Raw genomic sequence first — 23,155 nt, forward strand, 5'->3', positions numbered from 1 at the left:
AGTATTTAAATACAGTCAGCAGTGTAACGAAAGCCGTCCGTTAGGCACAAGCAAAAGTTACGGTTAAAAGGAGTAAGTCTCTATTTCATATAACTATTTATCTTAAATCGCCCCCAAACTTTCTCAATAACGACAACACTCAGCACGCTAATGATGGCGGCGAGGCAAGTTGAAGCAAAAACATCTTGTGGCCAGTGCATACCTAATAACATACGGCTCGTTCCCATGCTTAAACCCCATAGAAATACCATGATATTTAAGCTTGTTGCGCCAGAGAGAAGTAAGTAATAGCTGGCGATTAACGCTAAAGTAATCGCAAAAATAGTGTGGCCTGATGGAAAAGCAAAACCTACTTCATGTGCCCAGTGATGTTGCAAACTATTGGAAACATTAAGTGGTGGATTGGTATTTAATTGCTGAGGATCAGATTCACTACGGTATTGCTGCAATGCTATTTCAACATTCGCACTACGTTGCTTGTTTTCTTGTTGATAAAAAGTGCTTAAATCAATGGGAGAATCAGTTTGCTGACTAAGCCAAGTAAAATTAGGTCTTGGCTCTTCAAAGTATGATTTCAAACCATGATTAAACGTAAAACTAATTGTTAAGCCAAACAAAGTGGCAAGTACCATTTTCTGCCAGTGAAGCTTGTTCATAAACTTAAAGCTGATCGCCCAAAATACAACGACTGTTAAAATTGCATACGGAGCCGTGCCTGTTGATGTAAGGGCATAAAGTAAATTTGCAAACCAACTCGATAAATCTAACCAAGGAAACACTTGCTGGCCAGTTAACAGCAACCCACTAGGAACTACCACTAAACCTAACCATATTAACGCTAAACGAACATACACTGGATATTGAGATACCACATACACCTCTTAATTAAAAAACGGCTACACAGATAAGCTGAAACATGACCAAGCTAGTAGAGTAAAAAAACACAAACGACTTTTAATAAATAATCTGCCCATATTATTGACTAGATATAAGCTTAAAGGTTTACTTTTTACTCGTAGAATTGCAGCTTCTATGTTACGAAATATTTCTTTGTTACTTATTCCATTTACTAGGGTTTGTTGAACTAGTCTTTTTTGGGGAGGGAGGTAGTTGCACCACCTAATCGCAGTGATGGTTCGAATAGCATGCTCGTTAATACGCGTTATTTTGCCAAAGTACTGGTGCAACGATTGTGAGTGGCTTAAAACGAGTAGTGATTAATCGATCGTTGCTCGTAATTTGAAACCAATACCGAATTACGAGCAACGAAATAAAACAGATTAACGACTAATCCAAACCGCTTCTTGCTCTACCTTCACTTGCCAGGTTTTCACTTGGATTTCCGGTTGTTCAACACATTGCCCATTCTGTAAATCAAAATGTTGTTTATACAAAGGCGAAGCCACACATGGCGTACCTTTAACATCACCGACAATGCCTCGGCTTAACACAAAGGCTTTACCAATCGGATCCCAATTATCAATCGCAAACACTTGTTCTGATGTTTGTGTTTTCTCTGATGGTAAATAAAACAAGGCAACTTGCTGATCATCCACCATAGCACCCGTACCTAGGTAAGCATTCAATTGATTTAACTCACATACTTTATGCCACATAATTAGGCTCCTACTTTTTCTGATTGTTGCTCATCCATGCTAACTTTTGATTCCGCTTGCGTCTCCGTCGCATCAATAAAAGTGGTTGGAATACGTTGTTCGCGAATACGTTTATAAGTCATCGGCACGCCATATTCGCCTTCTTCTTTATTGATAAATGGACGGAATTTGGCACGCTTAATTGGATTCTCAACCGCGGTTTTCCATTCACACTGGTAGGTATCAACGACTAACTGCATTTGTTCTTCTAAAGCATCGCCTAAGCCTAAAGAATCTTCGATCACCACCTGTTGTAGATACTCTAGGCCACCTTCTAGATTCTCTAACCATACCGAAGTACGTTGCAATCGGTCAGCGGTTTTAACGTAGAACATTAATACTCGGTCGATATATTGGATCAGTTGTTCCTTGGTCAGATCGACAGCAAATAAATCTGCGTGACGTGGGCGCATGCCGCCATTACCGCACACATATAAGTTCCAGCCATTTTCAGTGGCAATCACACCAATATCTTTACTTTGCGCTTCGGCACATTCACGGGTACAACCTGAAACCGCCATTTTGATTTTATGGGGCGAGCGTAAGCCTTTGTAGCGATTCTCAAGTTCAATCGCCAAGCCTATCGAATCATCAACCCCATAACGACACCATGTAGAACCGACACAAGATTTCACGGTACGTAATGATTTACCGTAGGCATGGCCCGTCTCAAAACCCGCTTTAATCAGCTCTTCCCAAATGTCCGGTAATTGGCCCATTTGCGCGCCGAATAAATCCACACGTTGGCCACCGGTGATCTTGGTATAAAGGTCGTATTTCTTCGCCACTTCCCCTAGAGCGATCAGTTTATCTGGGGTAATTTCGCCCCCGGCAATACGCGGTACTATTGAGTAAGAACCATCTTTTTGTAGGTTGGCCATAAAGGCATCGTTGGAATCTTGCAAGCTATGATGGATAGGATCCAAGATATGCTCATTCCAAAGTGAAGCAAAAATCGAAGCTGCAGTTGGCTTACATAAATCACAACCTAGTCCGTGACCATGCTCAGAAAGTAATGTATCGAAGTCTTTAATTTCTTCCACTTGGCATAAATGGAAAAGCTCTTGGCGAGAATATTCAAAGTGTTCACAAACATGGTTATTCACTGCCATCCCCATGTTCGCTAATTCATTATCCAGCACAGTTTTCACCATGTTGCTACAACCGCCACAACCACTACCTGCTTTGGTGCAAGATTTCAGTGACGCTAAGTCGTGACTACCCGCATGGATCGCTTCTACCAAGTCGCCTTTCGTGACGTTATGACAAGAACAAATCAACGCATTATCTGAAACTTCGCCGGATAGCATAGCGGTATCAAATAATAGATGGGCGGCATGATCAGGCAGTGGCGTGTCATTCAGGTAGCATTGCAACAAGGCGTCATAATCCGTGTTATCACCGACCAAAATAGCGCCTAATAGTTTGTCACCTTCCGCATTGACCACCAGCTTTTTATAACTGCCAGCAACCGTATCTTGTAGCACCATTTCTTGCGCGCCTTGAGTCATCATTTGTGCGTCACCAATCGAAGCCACATCGACACCAAGCAGCTTTAATTTGGTGCTCATATCTGCACCTTTAAAGCTTTGCGTTGGAATGACGAAATCGCTCAATAAACGACCGCAAGCCACGCGGGCCATTTGATAACCCGGCGCCACTAAACCAAAGATTTTTTGCTCCCACAACGCACATTCACCAATTGCGTAAATGTTCGAATCATTGGTTTGGCAATCATCATTGATCACAATACCGCCACGCTCACCAATCGCTAGTCCTGCCTGACGTGCCAAAGCATCTTGTGGACGAATACCCGCAGAGAATACCAAGACATCGACTTCAATAAATTCACCATTTTTGAAATTCAAACGGTGCTTAGCGGTTTCTCCGTCAGTAATCGAAGTCGTTGCCGTATCAAGGTGAACATGCAGACCAAGTGATTTAATTTTGTCTTCCAATACCCCACTGGCACCAGCATCTAACTGTACAGGCATCAATCTTGGTGCAAACTCAATGACATGAGTATCCACGCCTAACAAACGCAATGCATTGGCGGCTTCAAGCCCCAGTAAGCCACCACCAATCACTGCGCCAGAGCTGGATTTTTCACAAGCTTGGCGAATTTCAGTTAAATCATCCAGCGTTCGGTACACAAAGCATTGCTCACGATCATTGCCTTCAATCGGTGGCACAAAAGGATAAGATCCCGTTGATAGCACCAATTTGTCATAAGCTAACACGTCTTCATCATCCATCACTAAACGTTGGTTATCGGTATCCAGTGTGGTGACTTTGCTGCCTAAGATCAGGCGAATACCATTTTGTTGATACCAATCTTCACTGCTCAGTAATAAATCTTGATGGCTTTGACCGGAAAATACTGAGGATAAATGGACTCGATCATAAGCAACAAAACGTTCTTCACCGATCACGGTAATGGTGTAATGCTCGGTGGCATTAGCTTCCACTAAACGCTCAACAAGGTGATGCCCAACCATACCGTTACCCACGATAACCAAGTTTTGTTTAGTGCTTGGTGAGCGACTCATTAGATTATTCATAGCATACTCCTTATGCGCGTTTGATATCAGAGGCGAAGGTCACTTTCGCACTACTTGATTTAGAGGATGTTGGTTTAGAAGACGTTGGTTTAGAAGACGTTGATTTAGAAGAGGTTGAAATTGAAGCAGATGGCTCAGATTGAGGCATTGGGTGCAATTGCTTCTCATATAAGAATTTCAATACCGACTGACGATAGCCTTGATATTGCGGATCGTTGGCAAGTTCAACGCGATTTCTTGGGCGCTCTAGTTGAATATCCAACACCTCTCCGATAGTGGCAGATGGGCCGTTGGTCATCATGACAATCTTGTCAGACAGCAAGACTGCTTCATCCACATCGTGAGTGATCATAATGATGGTGTTACCTAGGTCGGCTTGAATTTTCATTAATGAATCTTGCAGGTGAGCACGAGTTAATGCATCTAACGCACCAAAAGGTTCATCCATTAATAGCACCTTAGGTTGCAACGCTAACGCACGGGCGATCCCGACACGTTGCTTCATACCACCAGAAATCTCATCTGGCTTTTTATCTGCCGCATGGTGCATTTGAATCAATGACAAATAGTGATCGGTTTGCTCTTTGATCCACGCTTTTCCTTTTTGTTGTTTGTGGGCGCTTTGCTTATGCGCAACTTGCTTAACTGCCAATTCCACATTTTGATAAACAGTCAGCCAAGGCAATAGTGAGTGGTTTTGAAACACTACTGCGCGTTCAGGCCCCGGGCCATCGACTTCGCGGCTATCCACAATTACGCCACCATCGGTTGGCAGAGTCAGACCCGCCACTAAATTCAGCACGGTCGATTTACCGCAGCCTGAGTGCCCAATCAGTGACACGAACTCGCCTTTTTTAATCGTTAAATCTACCCCTTTTAGTGCGATAAAATCGCCTTTAGGGGTTGGGAATCGCATGCCTAGTCGGGTTAACTCGACCATCGGACGGTAATATTTATTCTCAGGAAGAATTTCGTCTTCTTTTAACTGCTCATTGATTTTTAATGCTTCCGATACATTCATCTTATTTTCTCCATCCTGAAGATTATTGTTAAACATGTTGGTGGTTAAATGGCACAGAGTTATCTCAGTTCTTGTTTCTTATCCCATGAGATTTTCTTCTGTAGTAACAACATGCCCTTATCAAACAGTAGGCCGATAAAACCAATCACAATCACTGCCACCATGATGCGGCCTAATGAATCCGAACTACCATTTTGAAATTCATCCCATACAAACTTTCCTAAACCTGGGTTTTGCGCCAACATTTCCGCCGCAATCAAAACCATCCAGGCGATACCAATCGACAAACGTAAACCAGTGAAAATCATTGGCACAGCTGAAGGAAGAACGATGGTTTTCACATGTTGCCACCAAGACAAACGCAGCACTTTGCTCACATTCAATAAGTCTTTATCGACATTGTTTACCCCAACCGTGGTGTTAATTAGCGTTGGCCAAATACAACACAGGCAGACGGTTAATAATGAGTTGATGAAAGCCTTATCAAACATAGGTTCGTCACTCACATAAGTGGCACTCACCACCATAGTAATAATGGGTAGCCAAGCTAATGGGGAAACAGGCTTAAGCAGTTGGATCACCGGGTTAAACGCTTGATATAAAGATTGATTCAATCCCATTACAATCCCGACAGGAATCGCGATGACCGTTGCGAGTAAGAAACCCGCGGCAACCGTCAGTAAACTAGTGGCGATTTGATCAAAGAACGTCGCTTTGCCTGTATAAGGTCGAATGCGTACTTCGGCATTCGGATCTTTAGCAAGCTTGGCTTCATTACGCGTTTCTTGCCGATCGTAAAAAGCCTGCTCTTTCTCACGGCTAGCAAAGTGTTCATCCACTAAACCGGAAAACTGTTGCGCGGTTTCATAAGGCCCTGGTAAGGTTCCTAACGAAGTTTGTACTTGTTTCGCGGCTAAGCTCCACATTAAAAGAAACACCACAATCCCCACGGTAGGCAATAACCATTTTTTCGCTTGAGAAATCGAAGCCTGGCTTGAGTTGTATGGCAATAATGAAAAAACATTGTTCTTCTTTTTGGGTGATATCACTGCTGAATTCGACATAACTTTTCTTCCTTGAATTTGTTGTTCATCGTCTAGGGCATGCTGACCTTTGATGATTAGATCGTATCTTTATCTTTCAGACCGATTGGGAACTTTTCTAAATACGCATTTGGCTGCTTACCATCGAAAGTAATGTTGTCGATAAAGTGTTTTTGCGGCGCTTTAAAGCCATCACTAGAGTTAAGATCTGGGAAGTCAGAAGCTTTAAACGTGCCATCATCAATCAATGATTGAGCCGCTTGCTTGTAGATATCTGGACGGTAGACTTTTTTGGCGATGTCCATGTACCAAGAGTCCGGTTTGTATTCAGGGATTTGTCCCCAGCGGCGCATTTGTGTCAGCGTCCAGACGGCATCACTGTAATAAGGGTAAGTCGCGTTATGACGGAAAAAAACGTTGAAATCAGGGATGTCACGCTTGTCGCCTTTTTCATATTCAAAGGTGCCGGTCATTGAATTCGCAATCACAGCTTTATCGGCTCCGACATATTCACTACGCGCCAGAATGCTTACCGCTTCGTGACGGTTTTTGTTGTTTTCTTCGTCTAACCAATAGGCGGCGCGGATCATGGCGCGAACTACACGTAAGTGAGTATTCGGGTATTTTTCTGCCCATTGTTTTGAAACCCCGAACACTTTCTCTGGGTTGTCCTGCCAAATCTCATAATCAGTCACGACAGGAACCCCAATGCCTTTAAATACTGCTTGTTGATTCCAAGGTTCGCCTACGCTGTAACCATGAATCGTACCGGCTTCCATAGTGGCTGGCATTTGTGGTGGAGGCGTCACGCTAAGCAAAGCATCTGCTTGTAATGTTCCGCTGTTATCGCCTTTATCCGGTGCGTAGAAACCTGGGTTAATCCCACCCGCCGCTAACCAATAACGCAATTCATAGTTGTGGGTTGAGACAGGGAAAACCATGCCCATTTTGAAAGGCTTACCTTCACTGTTGTATTGCTGAATCACGGGCTTTAACGAATCGGCTTTAATCGGGTGAGCGATTTTTCCATCAGCATCTTTTGCTAAGTTTGGTTTCATTTGATCCCAAACATCATTTGAAACCGTGATGGCATTACCATTTAAATCCATACTAAAAGCGGTGATGATGTCGGCTTTGGTGCCAATACCAATGGTTGCACCAATCGGTTGACCGGCAAGCATGTGCGCCCCATCAAGCTCACCATCAATCACACGATCCAGTAACACTTTCCAGTTCGCTTGAGATTGCAATGAAACATACAAACCTTCATCTTCGAAATAGTGCTTTTCATACGCGACAGCGAGCGGTGCCATATCGGTTAATTTAATAAAACCAAAGGTAAGATCTTCTTTTTCTGGCTCTCCAATGGTCACTTTAGCTTGTGTGATTGGGCTAAAAGCCAGTGAAATTCCAACGGCAAGCAATGAAAGTGTTTTCTTCATGTACGACTCCCTGTCTACATTTTTTCAATAAAAAAGGCGCTACCGATCCTAAGATCGCTAGCGCCTTTGCTATGTATTTGTTGATGACTGACCTACCGCCATTGATAGCTCACTTCATCGATAATTTTAATTTTTCTTCTACTTATGAATAATCCAATTTCCATGCCAACTTTTTGTATTTAAGTATTTCAGTGAGTTAGCTTATATTCGAATAAATCATCATCCGTTTTGATTTTTTATGGTGCAAGTTTGCACTCGTTATATCCATACAAAAAATAGATCTACTATTAAAGGCTAATGCTTTTCCTTAGAGATTAATGTTTTCTAATGTGGCAATCAGGTTTTTAGCCACTTGGCCTAAGGTTTGGCTATTCTTCATCGCCGATGTACGAAGGGCTTGATAGGCTTGCTGTTCATCTAAATGATGCAGTTTCATTAGCAATCCTTTCGCTTGATCGACATATTTTCGGTCTTCTAACTTTTGGTTTAATTTTTGAATTACTTGAGTTTGTTTGATCGCATTTAATCGCACATTTTTGGCGTATTGAACCCATCCCAACAGACTTCCTTCCGTTGAAGTAGATAATAATGCATAGCTATTTGACCCAACAAGGTAATGAGCATCATCGTGATTAAGTTGTTGAGTTAACAGTAAAAGAGGGATTGATTTTTTATCGGAAAATTCAATAGCACACACAAGCTCAGCACAAGGCTTTTGCCAAGCCATGATCAAACAAGCATTAGGTTGGTTTAGCACTCGTTCAGGAAGCTGCTTTAAAGCGCAGACCGTAATATCTTCAAAATCTTGTGCCAGTTGAGCGCACAATTTTACCTGCTGCTCAGTACGATCACAGCAGATAATCAATGGGGTGTTTTTGGTAATTAATAAAGATTCGGAATCAAATAAAGATTGAGCCATGACGTTGCATCCTTGCAATAGTCTAAATATCACTCTTTAATACAAAGCAACATACATGCCCATCACATAAAAAACTGCTTACAAAACAACAAAATAACTCTAAAGTGGTAGGCGTGCGTTTTCTTTTAGTTCTGCCATTAACTCATCACGTAAGGCAACCACTTCCCCCACCACAATCAGCGCCGGTGTTAGCCCTTTCAAACGGATAGCCAACATAGGGAGTTCATCTAACGTTGTGATATACGTTGTTTCTTTGGCACTGCATCCATTACCGATAACCGCGACTGACGTGTTTGAGGCTAAACCAGAAGATAGTAGACCTTGTTGAATTGAGTCTGCTTGCTCAAGTCCCATATAAAAGACCACAGTTTGCCCTGAACTCACCAAACCTGACCATGAGTTAAATGCCCCTTCCATAATGCGCCCAGTCACTAAGGTCACACTACGAGAAACACTACGATGAGTCAGAGGAATTTTTGCAGAAGCGGCGCAACCTATCGCGGCGGTAATACCAGGGATCACATCATATTGAATCCCTTGTGCAATTAAAGCTAAAGCCTCCTCACCACCACGACCAAAGATAAACGGATCGCCACCTTTCAAACGAACCACTTGCTTGCCTTGCTCGGCTTGTTCAATCAAAATCTGGTTAATTTCGTCTTGCTTCAAACTCGGTTGGCCACAACGTTTACCAACATAAATTTGTTCACAATGCTCTGGGATCAAATCTAAAACTTCATGACCCACTAAACGGTCAAACACTACCACATCGGCTTTTTGAATGGCTTGATAGGCTTTAATAGTCAACAGCTCAGGATCGTTTGGCCCCGCACCTACCAATAGTACCTTGCCCTTTTTATTTCCCCCGGATGGTTGAGCCTTGTTCATTGTTAAATGGTGAATGTCTTGCGGTGGTTTAAATCCTTCGACAGCGCGATTCACTTTACGACTATGCTTTATAATTTGATTGTTCATCGTACACTTCCTTGTGTCATTCTAGGGGTTATTGGGTTATCGAAACCACATCAATCGATTGAGATAAGTAGCCTTTGACTTCTGGAAGACAAGAGCCGCAATTTTTGCCACAACTTAATATGTTTTGCAGTTCTCTTAACCCCATATTCGGTGCTTGCTCAAGCTGATCGAGAATGTCTTGCTCAGTCACTCGAAAACAGCTACACACCAATTTACTCACTTGTCCGCCTTTGGCGCTGAGTACAGATAACAAGCCACCTAGATTAAATTTTTCGCGAATAAAAGGTTGCAAGGATTCGGCTTGCAGTTCGATCGGCTGGCTTGAAATCATCACTATTCCAATCACCGTTTTAGACACTAAAATCACAACTAGCCATGAATCTTGTTGGTCTAACACCAAGTACTGACTATTGGGATATTGTTGTTGAACTAAGCGTTGAATGTCCGACTTAGTGATCGCGTGTATATCAGCAAATCGCCATACCCCTCGTTGATACAAGGCATTAGAACGCGTTTGATTAAAGTCTACATGTTGCAAACTTTTATAAGGCCAATGGGTTTGCGATTGCTCATCATCACTCAAATCTAACCCGATTGATAAGCCATAATGACTCACTGGCAATGCGGTAATCCTCACTCGTTGAGATTTAAACGCTGGCTGCCCTGAATGCGGATCGGCGAGGCTGGCTAAACTAGCATTAACTTGGCTTTGCCCTCCAAACTTTCCTGCCCAATGCATCGACATGAAGGCTTGATCTTGGGTTAAGCCTGCATCAACCGCTAAACGAGCGATTAAGCTATTTTTATTAAGATCTGTCTTATTAATATCCACTTCATTGCTATTCGTTACATTGTTAACAGAATAGTTAGGATTTTGTATCTGAACCAGTGCGCCCGTTTGCAATTGAGCTTGCTCTGCGGCAATCGGATTAAGATACAGCCTCGGCTCCACTTCACTGGCAGCCAGATGACTGATGTGTCCGGTACGAGTCATGGTATGCCATTGGTCTCGTTGACGACCACTATTCATCCACCATGTGTTTTCACTGTGACGAGCGATGTTGATCTCAGCGGCAAGCACCAAGTTCGCTTTGCCATTGGCCGTCGGGAAAGACAACTCTTGAGCCTGATTGGCTGGGCTTTGCTTATCTTGCAATACAGGCTGACCATTTAAAGGCCAAGCTTGCGGCTGCCAATTGGCGTATTCTTCATCACTCATCTGGCTCAAGCTGGATAAATCGAATTTAAAAGGGCTGTCTCGATTGATACCAGATAATGCCGCGTATTCCCGAAACACATCCGCCGCGGATTCAAACTCAAAGCCCGATGTCACGCTATGCTTTTCGAAAACACCAAGCTTTTGGCATAAAGCTTTACCCACTTCGGCTAGCATCCACCAATCGGGTTTTGCCTCTCCCGGTGGCGCAGCAAATTGTCGTTGTCTGGTTAAACAACGCTCTGAGTTGGTGACCATGCCTTGTTTTTCTCCCCAACCGGCCGCGGGTAAAAGGACATCGGCAAATTGAGCAGTGTCAGTATGAGAGGTAATATCGGATACCACGACATAATCACATACTTCTAAAGCGCGTCTGACTTGCTCAGTGTTCGGCATAGAAACGGCAGGATTCGTTGCAATGATCCACAAGAATTTGATCTCACCTTGCTCAACCGCATTAAACAAATCGATAGCTTTTAAGCCGGGAGCGGTCGCAATATTCGGTGCTTGCCAAAATTGTTCAACTTGCTGAATCGATTCCTGATCAAAACCACGGTGTACGGCCAATTGATTAGCGAGTCCACCGACTTCACGGCCCCCCATCGCATTAGGTTGCCCCGTAATTGAAAATGGCCCACAACCTTGCGCGCCAATTTTCCCCGTCACTAAATGCGCATTAATGATGCAATTGGCTTTGTCAGTACCTGATTCTGATTGATTGACTCCTTGGCAAAAGAGTGTCATTGCGGTCGGTGATTGGGAAAACCATTGATAGAAGGTTTTAACGAATACCGGATCGAGTTTCAGTTGCTGGCTAATCGCATCAATCGAATGGCTTTGTTCAGATAAGGAAGCTTTAAGTTCGTCAAATCCATTCACATATTGTTCGATAAATGATTCTTGAGTTGCACCATGTTGAATAAGGTAGTGCAATAACCCATTAAATAACGACACATCTCCGTCATTGTCAATTTGTAAGTGTAAGTCGGCTTGCTCTGCGGTAATGGTTTTACGTGGATCGATCACCACTAGTTTCACATTTGGATTGGCTTCTCTGGCTTGTTGAATTCGACGAAATAAAATCGGATGCGTCCAGGCAGTATTGGCCCCAACAATCACAATTAAATCAGTATGATCAAGATCTTCATAACTGACAGGCACGATGTCTTCCCCAAAAGCGCGAACGTGAGCGGCCACCGCTGAAGACATGCACAAACGCGAGTTGGTATCGATATTGGCGCTACCAACAAAGCCTTTCATCAGCTTATTGGCGACATAGTAGTCTTCGGTTAATAGCTGACCGGAGACATACATGCCGACGGCTTGAGGGCCATATTTTTCGATGGTGCGGTGCAATTTGTCTGCAATGTTCTCAATCGCATTTGACCACTCGATCTGCTCATCGTTTATTCTTGGGTAGAGTAAGCGAGATGGCATGTCCAAACTTTCTGCCAATGCCGAGCCTTTAACACACAAAGCGCCTTTATTAGCTGGGTGTGCTTGATCGCCTACAATCTGGTTTTTATGATTGATTTCTACGCCACAACCCACGCCACAATACGGACAAGCTGATTTAATGCATTCCTTTGCCATACTTTTCTTTACCATAATAGGCCCTCTCGGTCAGAACCCCTGAAATAATTCAGATACAAAACGAAAAACGCCTCTTAGATCGTCATCACCAAAGTGAATCCAAATCTAAGAGGCGTCTTTGCCTGTTGCGAATCAGGTTTTCTGAATATCAAATGTTATTCATTGATTATAAATAAGCGAATTTCATGCCAAATCACAAGGAAACTATAAATAATTGTTTTAAATGGTAAAAATAATTAATTTACCGATCTTATTTTGATTCGTGCACCATTAATGTTCATTAAAAGTAAAAAATACACCAAAGAAGGTAGCTTCAATGGGGTATCGGTTGTTCTTAATGATGAACTATTATACTCACTCATAAAGGCATTATGTTGAACATACAACCTTGACACAATGTCACTTGAACTCGCTCCATTCTCACTTTGAGCTTTACGTTACATCAAGCAAAAGCTTATTGAACCACTTCCAATGAATCCGCATCAATAGACGTATTATTCCAATCTTTTTCCACTTCACCGCGTATAATGATGGTATTTTCTGGCGTCACAGTACGGCCAAACCAAAGATCATCATCGATCTCCACCGAAATCTCACCGGTTGCATCTTGGAACATGTAATCTTCATCACCTAAAGACATGGTTAAATTACCGGTTAGCTCAACCTTAGTATCATCACTCGCATTTAAAGCGCTGATTACATCTCGAATAATACGTTTTGATTTAGTTGGCCCCTGAAAGCCGCCTTTACTTTGCTGGGCAACAGGTGTTCCATCTGCCGTCACAAGATGATTTTCGGCTAATACTGGTGCTGTGGCAAAACTCAATGCACATACTAATAATAATTTTTTCATCAAAATCCCCTTACTAAAACTGGTTAAAGTGCTTTTCGCCCTTTCAATAACATCATCTTGCATCAACAAACGTGAAGGAAATGTGAAAACTCTTACACAACTCTGATCAGCACACCGCAACTAAAAAGTAACACTCCCCACCCTTATTCAACTTTTTCGAACAAGTTGATGCATTTCTTATACTCAACCGCTGACCACTCCTACACTAAAATTACCTCATTCATTATTCATTAAGCCCTTAGGTCGTTATGTCTCAAACTCAATTTCGTGAAATTCGCTTAGTTATGCAATCTCAACCTACCTCCGATGGAGATGGGGTGAAAATCCAACGAGTTGCAGGCTTTAATAACAAGCACTTTTCGCCATTTCTAATGATGGATGAATTAAAAGCTGACGATCAAAAAGACTATGTAGGTGGATTCCCTCCTCATCCTCACCGTGGTATTGAAACATTGACTTATATGATAAATGGGCATTTTCAGCACAAAGATCATATGGGTAATGTCGGTGAATTGCGCAGCGGTGGTACTCAATGGATGGCAGCAGGACAAGGTGTAATCCACAGTGAAATGCCAATTATGGAAGAAGGTCAATTGCATGGTTTTCAAATTTGGATAAATCAGCCGGCTCGCGACAAAATGCAACCAGCGAAGTACTTTGACTTTCAGCCGGAAACAATCACTGAGAAGCTATTTTCTGAAGGCAACTTACTGCGCCTATTAGCGGGAGATTTAACAATAAATAATGAAGCCCTCAAAGGCCCACTGACAGATACCGGTGTACCGGCTAGCGTTGCTGACTGGAAAGCTAAAGAAAACAGTGAAATATCATTAACGATTCCGAGCCAACATAATGCCATGATCTATGTGTATAAAGGCGCAGTAACCGTTTCGGGTAAAACATTAAAACAATCAGGCTTTGCGATACTGCCGGCTTCGAGTGAGCAAGGTGAAGGGCTAGATGAAATAAGGTTGCGCGCCAATAGCGATAGCGGTTTGCTGATTTTTACCGGTGAGCCAATCAATGAACCTGTCGTGCACTACGGCCCATTTGTTATGAATACAATGAATGAAATAAACCAAGCGATCAATGATTACCAATCCGGCAAGTTTCATCAATATTAATGAGTCATTTCACGCTCATATAGATTGTGCTTCTGATTCGCATCAGCCCGTAAGGGATATAATAAGCCACTCCCTGCTTTCCCCTTATAGCAGGGATTTTTTTGTCTTAAATAAATCGATAAACACTAGATTTTCACACTAAATGTTGTGTCACTAAATTACAGGCAACTGAGGCATTTATAGCACGAATTATTTCATACATTGAATTAATTCAGAATGTGTGACAAAGATCACTATTAATATTGGACTTAGTCATAATAAGTTAAATTTAGTGATATTGATCACAATAAATATCACCACCAGACACCGCAAAAACGTGACCTATATCACACCACGTTTTATTAAAAATGCTTGTTTTGTATTTTGTAATAAAATTACAATCAAATTTTGTGATTAAGATCACATAAAAATTAAAAAAATGACACCCAATGGAGACACCGATCACAAAAAAAGCGTTATCAGTTCATTAATTAATTTGTGTGGTAAATTGATTATGTACTAACAATCAATGCGGTTTTCGCGAACCGTTTACAACAACAAAATAATTAAGAACATCAAACGGGAGTCGTTATGATATCACCTGATGCTAAGATCAAGATACAAAATTTTGGTCGTTTCCTCTCTAACATGGTTATGCCCAACATAGGTGCGTTCATCGCATGGGGCTTTATTACTGCCTTATTCATTCCAACTGGCTGGTTTCCAAACGAGACCTTAGCTTCTATGGTTGGCCCGATGATTACTTACCTGCTTCCCTTATTGATAGGTTATACCGGTGGTAAGCTTGTCGGTGGTGAGCGTGGCGCAGTAGTCGGTGCCATCACAACAATGGGTGTCATCGTTGGAACCGATATTCCAATGTTTATGGGAGCAATGATTGTTGGTCCGATGGGCGGCTGGGCAATTAAAACCTTTGATAAACGCGTAGAAGGTAAAGTTAAAAGTGGCTTTGAAATGTTGGTTAACAACTTCTCAGCCGGCATTATTGGTATGGTTTGCGCAATCATTGCCTTCATGTTGATTGGTCCTTTTGTAAAAGTGCTATCAAGCGTTTTAGCTTCAGGCGTTCACTTTTTAGTTAATGCTCACCTACTTCCCCTTACTTCTGTTTTTGTTGAACCTGCAAAAATCCTATTCTTAAATAATGCCATCAACCACGGTATTTTCTCACCACTAGGTATTCAACAAGCATCCGAAACAGGTCAATCTATTTTCTTCCTAATTGAATCTAACCCAGGTCCTGGTTTAGGCATTCTTTTAGCTTACATGTTCTTCGGCAAAGGTACGGCAAAACAAACAGCTGGCGGCGCCTCTATCATCCACTTCTTTGGCGGTATCCATGAGATTTATTTCCCATATATCTTGATGAATCCACGTCTAATTTTAGCCGCTATTGCCGGTGGTATGACGGGTGTATTTGTTCTGACTATCTTTGATGCGGGTATTGTATCTCCTGCTTCTCCTGGCTCAATTTTCGCCATTCTATTAATGGCACCTAAGAGCTCAATGGTTGGTGTATTGTGCTCTATCTTCTCAGCGACAGCGGTCTCATTTATTGTGGCAACACTGCTAATGAAATCACAACGAGAAACAGAAGAAGATGGTGATGAATCAGCTCTTGAAAAAGCCACGGCTGATATGAAGAACATGAAAGCTTCATCAAAAGGTCAAAGCACGACGGCAATCCAAAATGACCAAATTAATATGGCGGATGTTAATAAGATTATTGTCGCTTGTGATGCTGGAATGGGCTCAAGTGCAATGGGTGCAGGATTGCTTCGTAAGAAAGTTCAAGAAGCAGGTCTAAATATTGACGTTACGAACATGGCTATCAATAGTTTACCTGAAGGTGTTGATATCGTTATCACTCATAGAGATCTAACTGACCGTGCTCGTAAACAAGTCCCTAATGCTTACCATATTTCATTAACTAACTTCTTAGATAGTGAAACATATAATCAATTAGTGTCAGCTTTATTAGCTGAACAGCAAACCAATAATACTAATAATGTTCCAACGGAAAACATTGCGAATGCAGTAGAAGATCAAGTGGAAAATGAGCCCACTTCTGTATTCAATATTGAGGCTAAAAACGTTCATTTAGGTTTGTCAGCTAGCACAAAAGAAGAAGCCATTCGCTATGCTGGTAATCAACTTGTTGAACTTGGTTATGCCGAACCTGAATATGTTGATGCCATGTTTGAACGTGAAAAAATGGTTCCGACTTATCTCGGCGAATCCATAGCGGTTCCACATGGTACTGTTGAAGCTAAAGACCGTGTCATTAAAACTGGTATTATCATTTGCCAATACCCTGAAGGTATTCAATTTGGTGAGGATGAAGATGATATTGCCAAGCTTGTCATTGGTATTGCGGCTAAGAATGATGAACATATTCAAGTTATTACTGCCATTACCAACGCATTAGATGATCCTGATGCCATTGAAAGATTAACAACAACAACGAATGTCGAAGAAGTATTGGAAATCTTACAAGGTAATTAAGTGGCATAACTCTATATGATTTGAGGTCAGCGTGTCCCTATTAACCTGACCTCATCCTAACAAGCGTTATTTTATCGTAGGAATTTATTATGAAAAATGCAGTTCACTTTGGTGCTGGTAATATCGGTCGAGGCTTTATTGGTAAATTACTTGCAGATGCAGGTATACAAGTTACCTTTGCGGATGTTAATGCCCCACTAATTGAGCAAATCAGTCAAAAGAAAGAATATAAAGTTAAGGTCGTTGGTTCTAAATGCCAAGTTGACACTGTCACGAATGTGACAGCTGTTAATTCTGCTAGCGATGATATAATTGATCGCATTATCCATACAGATCTTGTGACCACAGCTGTGGGCCCTAACGTTTTAGATATTATTGCAAAAACTATTGCCACTGGTATCACTAAGCGTTTAGAAACTGGCAACAAAAACCCTCTAAATATTATTGCTTGTGAAAACATGGTTAGAGGTACAACACACCTAAAAGATGAGGTATATAAATATTTATCTCCTGATCTTCAAGATGAAGTTGAAAGATTAATTGGTTTTGTTGACTCTGCTGTGGATCGTATTGTTCCACCAGCAGAAGCCGACAATGATGATCCACTAGAAGTCACAGTAGAAAGCTTCAGCGAATGGATTGTCGATGAAACCCAATTTAAAGGTGAAATTCCTGATATCGCAGGAATGGAAAAAACCAATAACCTAATGGCTTTTGTGGAACGTAAACTATTCACACTCAATACTGGACATTGTATCACTGCGTATTTAGGCTGCTTAAAAGGCCATCGTACGATTCGTGAAGCCATTGAAGATCCTGAGATTTACTTTGATGTAAAACAAGCGATGCACGAAAGTGGCGAAGTATTAATTCAGCGCTACCAATTTGATCGTGAAATGCATGGCGCTTACATCCAAAAAATATTAGACCGTTTTGCTAACCCTTACTTGGTTGATGAAGTTGATCGAGTTGGCCGACAACCTATTCGTAAATTAAGCGCCAATGATCGCTTAATAAAGCCTCTACTTGGCACCATCGAATATGGAACAGAAAACGCAACTTTATTGAAAGGAGTTGCAGCAGCTTGTAAATATCGTAATGATAACGACCCTCAAGCAATTGAATTACAAAAATCAATCAAAGATCAAGGAATTAAAAAAACATTAGCACATTATACCGGACTTAATGAAAACAGTATCGAAGTACAAAAAATCGAAAGTCTTTACTTGCAACTTTAATTCTAATCATCACGGGGGCTTTCCGGCCCCTCCTAACTTAGATAGTCTAATGAGCGAAAAATTAAACGAAACAGAGATCTTGGAACGATTAAACCAAGCACCCACGGTAAGAGGTTTTTTTATCCAAACCGTAGAGATACTTGATAAGTCTATTGATGCTCTCATTAAACGTATTTTTCGTAAGGATAACTTTGCTGTGCAATCCGTTGTCGGACCTTTATTGCAAGATTCTGGTCCTCTCGGCGATCTAGCGGTTCGCTTAAAACTATTGTTTGGATTAGGCGTATTACCTGATGCAATCTATCACGATATTGAAGACCTCATTATTCTACGTAATAAACTCAATAATGATGGCTCCGAATATGAATTTACCGACCCGTTCATCATTAGCAGTATTAAGTCACTTAATCTCATAGAAAAAATGACAATGGTTCCGTTGAATATTACCGAACCCGATGGTGATATCGACCTAAACTTTTACCGGATGCAACTTCAACGTCAGCAACAAGTGATCAAGTCTGGTCTATCACTGGCTATTGTTGATATTTGTGGTGAACTTCAAAAAGATAGTCCGTTCTAAACCAATTCCAACAAGCTTCATTAATACAAAAAACGATGACTATAGAAGCATCGTTTTTTGTTTATACCAATCACACTAATGAGATAGATTTGAGAATTAATCCTTGGGGCTAGTCACCATAAATATCAAAGTTAAAGTACTGAGCGGCAATCTTATCGTAGGTGCCATTGGCGCGGATTTCTGCAATCGCTTTATTAAACGCCTCTGCTAATTGCTTATCTTGCTTACGTAATGCTAAAGCCGTGCCCTCGCCTACATATGCTTTATCTGTTACTGGCTCTCCGGCTAATTCAAAGCCTTTGCCAAGTGGCTTATCAAGAAAGGCTAATTGCAGCTGGTCAGCATTACTAAAGGCGACATCTAAACGGCCACTATCCAAATCAAGATACACTTCATCTTGCCCTTTATAGCGTTTGATATTCGCCACGTCTCCAAACTTCTCGGTGACGTAGTTATCATGAATTGTTCCTAGTTGAACACCGATATTTTTACCGGTTAAGCCTGCTTTATCCATGTTGTAACCTGCATCAATCTTAGCCACAAAACGAGCTGGCGTTTGATAATACTTGTTGGTAAACAAGACACGCTTTTTACGTTCTTCAGTAATACGCATTGATGCCATGATTACATCAGCTTTTCTAGCAAGTAACGCAGGAATTAAGCCATCCCAATCCTGAGAAATCCAAACACATTTAAAGTTGGCTTCTTTACACAGAGCTTCAGCAATTTCAATATCAAAGCCAGTAGGCTCACCATCTTCATTTTTGTAGTTAAACGGTGGGTAGGTAAAATCTGAAGCAAGACGTACTACCTTTTTATCCGCAGCATGAACCGTTCCGACTATCATTGCACAGCATACCGCCGCAAGCGTGATTAATTTTTTCATCATAAATCCTTTTGAGTTAACCTGATATTGCCATCTTTATATAAAGAATAATGGTTAATAATTATTGGGTTATTTATATTCTTTTAGCACTTGTAGTGTTTTCTTCATACTGCTGACAGAGCCAATTGAAATTCTAACGCACCCTTTCACCGTCGGCTCATTAGCAGGATTACGAGCCACAATACCCTTATTAAGCAGGTATTCGTAAAAGTTATTGCTGCCTTTAAAGCGAATGAGAACAAAATTGGTACACGATGGGTAGACTTTATCCACGATTGATAGTTGATTCACTTCATGGCTAAACCAATCTCGTATCTCGGTTAAATGATCGGTTTGTGCTTTCATCTGCATTAAACCAGCGGAATCTAACGCTTTTAATGCAATCTCGGCACTTGGGTCGGCAATTGGATATGGCGCAATTAAACGAGCGACGTAACTCATCACGCTTTGATCGGCAATTAAAAACCCCACGCGAATTGCCGCTAAACCAAATGCTTTTGATAAGGTACGAATCACGATTAAATGCGGATATTGTTCCATTAAATGCAACACACTAGTCTGTGGTGCAAATTCAATATAAGCCTCATCGACTACAACTAGCGATTGATTTTTAGTACGTTCAAGTAAAGTGAATAAGTCTTGCTGGTGTAGCGCATTACCCGTTGGGTTATTCGGGGAACATAAAAATACAATACTAGTACTTTCAAGCTCAGCTTCAATTTTAGGTAGGTTAAGTTGAAACTCAGACGTCAATGGCACGACTGCCGTTTTCACCCCCATTGAATCGGCACAAAACTCATACATACCATAAGTTGGCGGACAAATTAGAATTTGATCATTACCCGGCTGACAAAAAGTACGCACTAATAAATCAATCGCTTCATCTGCACCGCGCACCGCCATGATCTCAACGTTATCACTGAGTTCGTTCTCACTATTTAAGTGAAATTGTTCACAATAACCACGGTAAGCTGCTGCGATATCAAACGGTAAGAAATCTGGATAGCGATTATAATGGCTATTTACTCCCTGTTTCTCATCACCATACTGACAACATGTTTCTAATTCATTGGCATTCAGCCATAGATGCTCTTGTTTATTGGTCATGCCACGCGCAATACGTCTAGCCGATTGATAAGGTATGAGTTTTTTTACCGACTCTGGGACTAACTTATCTACTAATGATGTCATACGCCTCTCTCGCCATGCATAATAAAAACAAAAACCACACTCAATATAACTTTTAATTCTAATTTTTAGCATAAATAATCATTTTGAGTTCAGTATTGATTTTATACAAACAGAGCTTGCAATAAGAAGCGAAAAGTAAGCATACTAGCAATGAGAAAAAATCATACCTAATATCATTACTTGAGAGTGTTTGATTTTATTACGATTGATGAACAAGGTACGCTCATGTCCACTCGACTCCCTTCGACTAAAGCACTATACGCATTTGTGGTAACCGCTGAAGAACTCAACTTCACCGCTGCAGCAAATCGGCTTAACCTCACTCAAGGTGCGGTTAGTCGACAAATCTTATCATTAGAGCAGCAACTAGATGTCATCTTGTTTCATCGACACGCACGAGGTTTATCACTCACGCCCAAAGGTGCAGAATTTCTGCCTTTGGTTGAACATACACTTAATCACCTGCAGCGTTCCATCGAACACATCGCTCATGACAAACGTAAAATAAAGCTCAAAGTTCCAAGTTGCATAACTTCATGGTTACTACCCAAACTAATGAACTTTCAACAGCAAAACCCTGAGATTGATGTTGAGCTCACCTCAACCATTAAACACAGTGTCAACTTTACCAGTGAGCCTTTTGATGCAGCGATTGGTTATGGCGATCTCGATACCTTTAGTCAACAAGATCAACAATTACAGTACCATTTATTATTTGAAGAAATTCTAACTCCAGTTTGCGCTCCTACTTTGTTAGATAAGCCCCAATCACTACAAGCAAACATACTAGAACAACAAACATGGCTACACGCCACACCAGAAAAATCAGATTGGAAGTTATGGTTAAAAGCGTGGGCCACCGAGAAAAACCAACCAGAGTGGGCATCATTGAAAGGAAAAAAGAATCAACATTTTGCCACATTAGATCTATCGGTTAATGCCGCAATACAAGGTTTTGGAATGGCGATTGGTGATACCATACTAGCCCAAGCAGACATAGAACTAGATAGGCTTGTCTCTCCATATCAGCTCAAAGTTCGCTCAGGAAAAGGCTATTACTTTATCCGCCCGAAATCACAAATCAATAATAATATCGAACGTTTAATGGATGAGTTATTAAAATAAATTAACGTCTAAAAAATAAAGTGGGGATCACCAAAATGCCCCACCAGCCCATCGAAAGCAAAGCGATCGCTAAAATAAAGCCTGAAATATTGACCGAAAAATTGAAAGTGGCGAGCATCCATTGCTGATGAAATAAATTGAAGTAAAAAGACATCGTCCACAATACGACGACCACCAAAAAAACAAGCACCGAACCTTTCAATGCATTATTAAAATCTCCCCGGCTAGGAATGCAGTGGAAGCAAATTAAGCAAGCAAGTAGTAGTGTTAATGCATGTTGATGAGAAGATAACGCACTATTAATAAACGTTTCTATTACGTAACCACAATAGTGCAAAACGGCGGCTGAAACAGTATACACATTCGCCACATCCACGTTCAAAACAAAAGGTCGAATGCTTGGCATGGCGAAACAATACTGCAATAACACAATCACTGAAAAGCCCGCCAATAACGGAGCGATTGCAATAAAAAATACACCTATTGATTGGTAAAGTGAACGTTGATTCCAGTTATGATCGACATAACCAAGCCGACCATCTTTTCCCATTTGAAACCAGCTTATCTTATGAATTTTATGACCAAAGATTAATGCTATTATTGCATGTGAAGCTTCATGAATCGGTGTTCCCACCATGGCAGACAGGTAGAATAAACCTTTAGATAATGGGTTTTTGACCACTCTTGCTCCTAGCAACTTCATCAAAATTTGTTGTAAACCAATAACGAATATCACTACGGCCCAAAATACTGCTAGACCAATCATAACCTTTCACTTTCAAAATACTAAAACGCCATTCTAACGTAGAACGATAATCAAGTAACCTTAGCGATAATAGTTGCCAGATTACTATGACTTATTGAAGTAAATCACTCGTCATCATCTACTAACACATGCCCTTCTAAAGAAGACCATTCACTTTTATGCTCTTTTATTTACATCGAATGACCGCGAACTTTTTGCAATACTTTCTCTAATTGACAGGCTTGTTAGTCATCTCCTCCTGCAAACACAGTGTAGATTTGAATTTGAGATATTCCATACGGCTTGGTCTGCCATAACATCTTCCCACTAACTAAAATCAGCTCTAATTCGCTTTCCACAAAAGTGTAGACTAAAGTTAAAAATGTGTTAATTACAATTAAAAACATCTTACATATTAAAATTTAATAAAGTCATCGCCATAAACCATGCTAATATTTTCTGCCTTCATATTTAGTAGTATGA

Annotated in this window: 18 protein-coding genes; 5 read left to right on the plus strand and 13 right to left on the minus strand. The window is 41.2% G+C overall.

The features are described from left to right. Positions 1-80 precede the first annotated feature (80 nt). The 10 genes from ACN0T8_RS09895 to ACN0T8_RS09940 form a co-directional block, all read right to left on the minus strand. Positions 81-872 (minus strand): phosphatase PAP2 family protein, encoded by a 792-nt coding sequence (locus ACN0T8_RS09895; RefSeq protein ID WP_417880460.1) that lies wholly within the window; start codon positions 870-872, stop codon positions 81-83. A gap of 408 nt (positions 873-1,280) precedes the next feature. Beyond that, positions 1,281-1,616 carry a nitrite reductase small subunit NirD gene (gene nirD, locus ACN0T8_RS09900; protein WP_417880461.1) on the minus strand — a complete coding sequence of 112 codons (336 nt, stop codon included), beginning with the start codon at positions 1,614-1,616 and terminating at the stop codon, positions 1,281-1,283. A 2-nt stretch (positions 1,617-1,618) separates the two neighbouring features. After that, on the minus strand, positions 1,619-4,216 hold the full coding sequence (gene nirB, locus ACN0T8_RS09905) for a nitrite reductase large subunit NirB (protein WP_417880462.1): 2,598 nt from the start codon (positions 4,214-4,216) through the stop codon (positions 1,619-1,621). 10 nt (positions 4,217-4,226) lie between these two features. Further along, the gene (locus ACN0T8_RS09910; RefSeq protein ID WP_417880570.1) at positions 4,227-5,156 is read right to left on the minus strand and encodes an ABC transporter ATP-binding protein; all 930 of its coding nucleotides are present in this window, start codon (positions 5,154-5,156) and stop codon (positions 4,227-4,229) included. Positions 5,157-5,296: 140 nt separating this feature from the next. Further along, positions 5,297-6,301: an ABC transporter permease gene (locus ACN0T8_RS09915; RefSeq protein ID WP_417880463.1), complete on the minus strand. Its 1,005-nt coding sequence runs from the start codon at positions 6,299-6,301 to the stop codon at positions 5,297-5,299. Between the two features lie 56 nt (positions 6,302-6,357). Then, positions 6,358-7,722, minus strand: coding sequence for a CmpA/NrtA family ABC transporter substrate-binding protein (locus ACN0T8_RS09920; protein WP_417880464.1), 1,365 nt, complete (start codon positions 7,720-7,722; stop codon positions 6,358-6,360). Positions 7,723-8,029: 307 nt separating this feature from the next. After that, positions 8,030-8,641 (minus strand): ANTAR domain-containing response regulator, encoded by a 612-nt coding sequence (locus ACN0T8_RS09925; protein WP_417880465.1) that lies wholly within the window; start codon positions 8,639-8,641, stop codon positions 8,030-8,032. 99 nt (positions 8,642-8,740) lie between these two features. Next, positions 8,741-9,616 carry a uroporphyrinogen-III C-methyltransferase gene (cobA, locus tag ACN0T8_RS09930; protein WP_417880467.1) on the minus strand — a complete coding sequence of 292 codons (876 nt, stop codon included), beginning with the start codon at positions 9,614-9,616 and terminating at the stop codon, positions 8,741-8,743. A gap of 28 nt (positions 9,617-9,644) precedes the next feature. Beyond that, entirely contained in the window at positions 9,645-12,425 is a 2,781-nt protein-coding gene (locus ACN0T8_RS09935) for a molybdopterin-dependent oxidoreductase (protein WP_417880571.1), read from the minus strand. A gap of 454 nt (positions 12,426-12,879) precedes the next feature. Next, a complete protein-coding gene (locus tag ACN0T8_RS09940; RefSeq protein WP_417880468.1) occupies positions 12,880-13,278 on the minus strand; it encodes a YgiW/YdeI family stress tolerance OB fold protein in 399 nt (132 codons plus the stop codon). 248 nt (positions 13,279-13,526) lie between these two features. Between ACN0T8_RS09940 and ACN0T8_RS09945 the strand changes: the two genes are divergently transcribed. The 4 genes from ACN0T8_RS09945 (at position 13,527) to ACN0T8_RS09960 (ending at position 18,725) form a co-directional block, all read left to right on the plus strand. Beyond that, the gene (locus ACN0T8_RS09945) at positions 13,527-14,402 is read left to right on the plus strand and encodes a pirin family protein (protein ID WP_417880469.1); all 876 of its coding nucleotides are present in this window, start codon (positions 13,527-13,529) and stop codon (positions 14,400-14,402) included. A gap of 627 nt (positions 14,403-15,029) precedes the next feature. After that, a complete protein-coding gene (locus ACN0T8_RS09950) occupies positions 15,030-16,907 on the plus strand; it encodes a PTS mannitol transporter subunit IICBA (protein ID WP_417880572.1) in 1,878 nt (625 codons plus the stop codon). A gap of 89 nt (positions 16,908-16,996) precedes the next feature. Beyond that, positions 16,997-18,145 carry a mannitol-1-phosphate 5-dehydrogenase gene (locus tag ACN0T8_RS09955; protein WP_417880470.1) on the plus strand — a complete coding sequence of 383 codons (1,149 nt, stop codon included), beginning with the start codon at positions 16,997-16,999 and terminating at the stop codon, positions 18,143-18,145. Positions 18,146-18,194: 49 nt separating this feature from the next. Next, positions 18,195-18,725, plus strand: a complete 531-nt coding sequence (locus ACN0T8_RS09960) for an MltR family transcriptional regulator (RefSeq protein WP_417880471.1) — start codon at positions 18,195-18,197, stop codon at positions 18,723-18,725. Positions 18,726-18,834: 109 nt separating this feature from the next. Here ACN0T8_RS09960 and ACN0T8_RS09965 read toward each other — a convergent pair whose 3' ends face one another. Both ACN0T8_RS09965 and hisC read right to left on the minus strand, forming a co-directional pair. Then, positions 18,835-19,611 carry an ABC transporter substrate-binding protein gene (locus ACN0T8_RS09965; protein ID WP_417880472.1) on the minus strand — a complete coding sequence of 259 codons (777 nt, stop codon included), beginning with the start codon at positions 19,609-19,611 and terminating at the stop codon, positions 18,835-18,837. Between the two features lie 69 nt (positions 19,612-19,680). Further along, positions 19,681-20,802: a histidinol-phosphate transaminase gene (hisC, locus tag ACN0T8_RS09970; RefSeq protein WP_417880473.1), complete on the minus strand. Its 1,122-nt coding sequence runs from the start codon at positions 20,800-20,802 to the stop codon at positions 19,681-19,683. Between the two features lie 225 nt (positions 20,803-21,027). Between hisC and ACN0T8_RS09975 the strand changes: the two genes are divergently transcribed. Then, on the plus strand, positions 21,028-21,927 hold the full coding sequence (locus tag ACN0T8_RS09975; RefSeq protein WP_417880474.1) for a LysR family transcriptional regulator: 900 nt from the start codon (positions 21,028-21,030) through the stop codon (positions 21,925-21,927). Between the two features lies 1 nt (position 21,928). On the opposite strand, the gene ACN0T8_RS09980 is transcribed toward ACN0T8_RS09975, so the two are convergent. Beyond that, entirely contained in the window at positions 21,929-22,693 is a 765-nt protein-coding gene (locus tag ACN0T8_RS09980; RefSeq protein ID WP_417880475.1) for a hypothetical protein, read from the minus strand. Positions 22,694-23,155: the final 462 nt, after the last annotated feature.

The organism is Vibrio sp., from assembly GCF_048266485.1.
GTDB lineage: Bacteria > Pseudomonadota > Gammaproteobacteria > Enterobacterales > Vibrionaceae > Vibrio.

Coding starts and splice junctions, on each gene's coding strand:
- ACN0T8_RS09975 (WP_417880474.1), top strand. CDS start 21,028: ATGTCCACTCGACTCCCTTCGACTAAAGCACTATACGCATTTGTGGTA.
- cobA (WP_417880467.1), bottom strand. CDS start 9,616: ATGAACAATCAAATTATAAAGCATAGTCGTAAAGTGAATCGCGCTGTC.
- nirD (WP_417880461.1), bottom strand. CDS start 1,616: ATGTGGCATAAAGTATGTGAGTTAAATCAATTGAATGCTTACCTAGGT.
- ACN0T8_RS09980 (WP_417880475.1), bottom strand. CDS start 22,693: ATGATTGGTCTAGCAGTATTTTGGGCCGTAGTGATATTCGTTATTGGT.
- ACN0T8_RS09940 (WP_417880468.1), bottom strand. CDS start 13,278: ATGAAAAAATTATTATTAGTATGTGCATTGAGTTTTGCCACAGCACCA.
- ACN0T8_RS09955 (WP_417880470.1), top strand. CDS start 16,997: ATGAAAAATGCAGTTCACTTTGGTGCTGGTAATATCGGTCGAGGCTTT.
- ACN0T8_RS09935 (WP_417880571.1), bottom strand. CDS start 12,425: ATGGCAAAGGAATGCATTAAATCAGCTTGTCCGTATTGTGGCGTGGGT.
- ACN0T8_RS09945 (WP_417880469.1), top strand. CDS start 13,527: ATGTCTCAAACTCAATTTCGTGAAATTCGCTTAGTTATGCAATCTCAA.
- hisC (WP_417880473.1), bottom strand. CDS start 20,802: ATGACATCATTAGTAGATAAGTTAGTCCCAGAGTCGGTAAAAAAACTC.
- ACN0T8_RS09950 (WP_417880572.1), top strand. CDS start 15,030: ATGGTTATGCCCAACATAGGTGCGTTCATCGCATGGGGCTTTATTACT.
- nirB (WP_417880462.1), bottom strand. CDS start 4,216: ATGAATAATCTAATGAGTCGCTCACCAAGCACTAAACAAAACTTGGTT.
- ACN0T8_RS09915 (WP_417880463.1), bottom strand. CDS start 6,301: ATGTCGAATTCAGCAGTGATATCACCCAAAAAGAAGAACAATGTTTTT.
- ACN0T8_RS09925 (WP_417880465.1), bottom strand. CDS start 8,641: ATGGCTCAATCTTTATTTGATTCCGAATCTTTATTAATTACCAAAAAC.
- ACN0T8_RS09960 (WP_417880471.1), top strand. CDS start 18,195: ATGAGCGAAAAATTAAACGAAACAGAGATCTTGGAACGATTAAACCAA.
- ACN0T8_RS09965 (WP_417880472.1), bottom strand. CDS start 19,611: ATGAAAAAATTAATCACGCTTGCGGCGGTATGCTGTGCAATGATAGTC.
- ACN0T8_RS09910 (WP_417880570.1), bottom strand. CDS start 5,156: ATGGTCGAGTTAACCCGACTAGGCATGCGATTCCCAACCCCTAAAGGC.
- ACN0T8_RS09920 (WP_417880464.1), bottom strand. CDS start 7,722: ATGAAGAAAACACTTTCATTGCTTGCCGTTGGAATTTCACTGGCTTTT.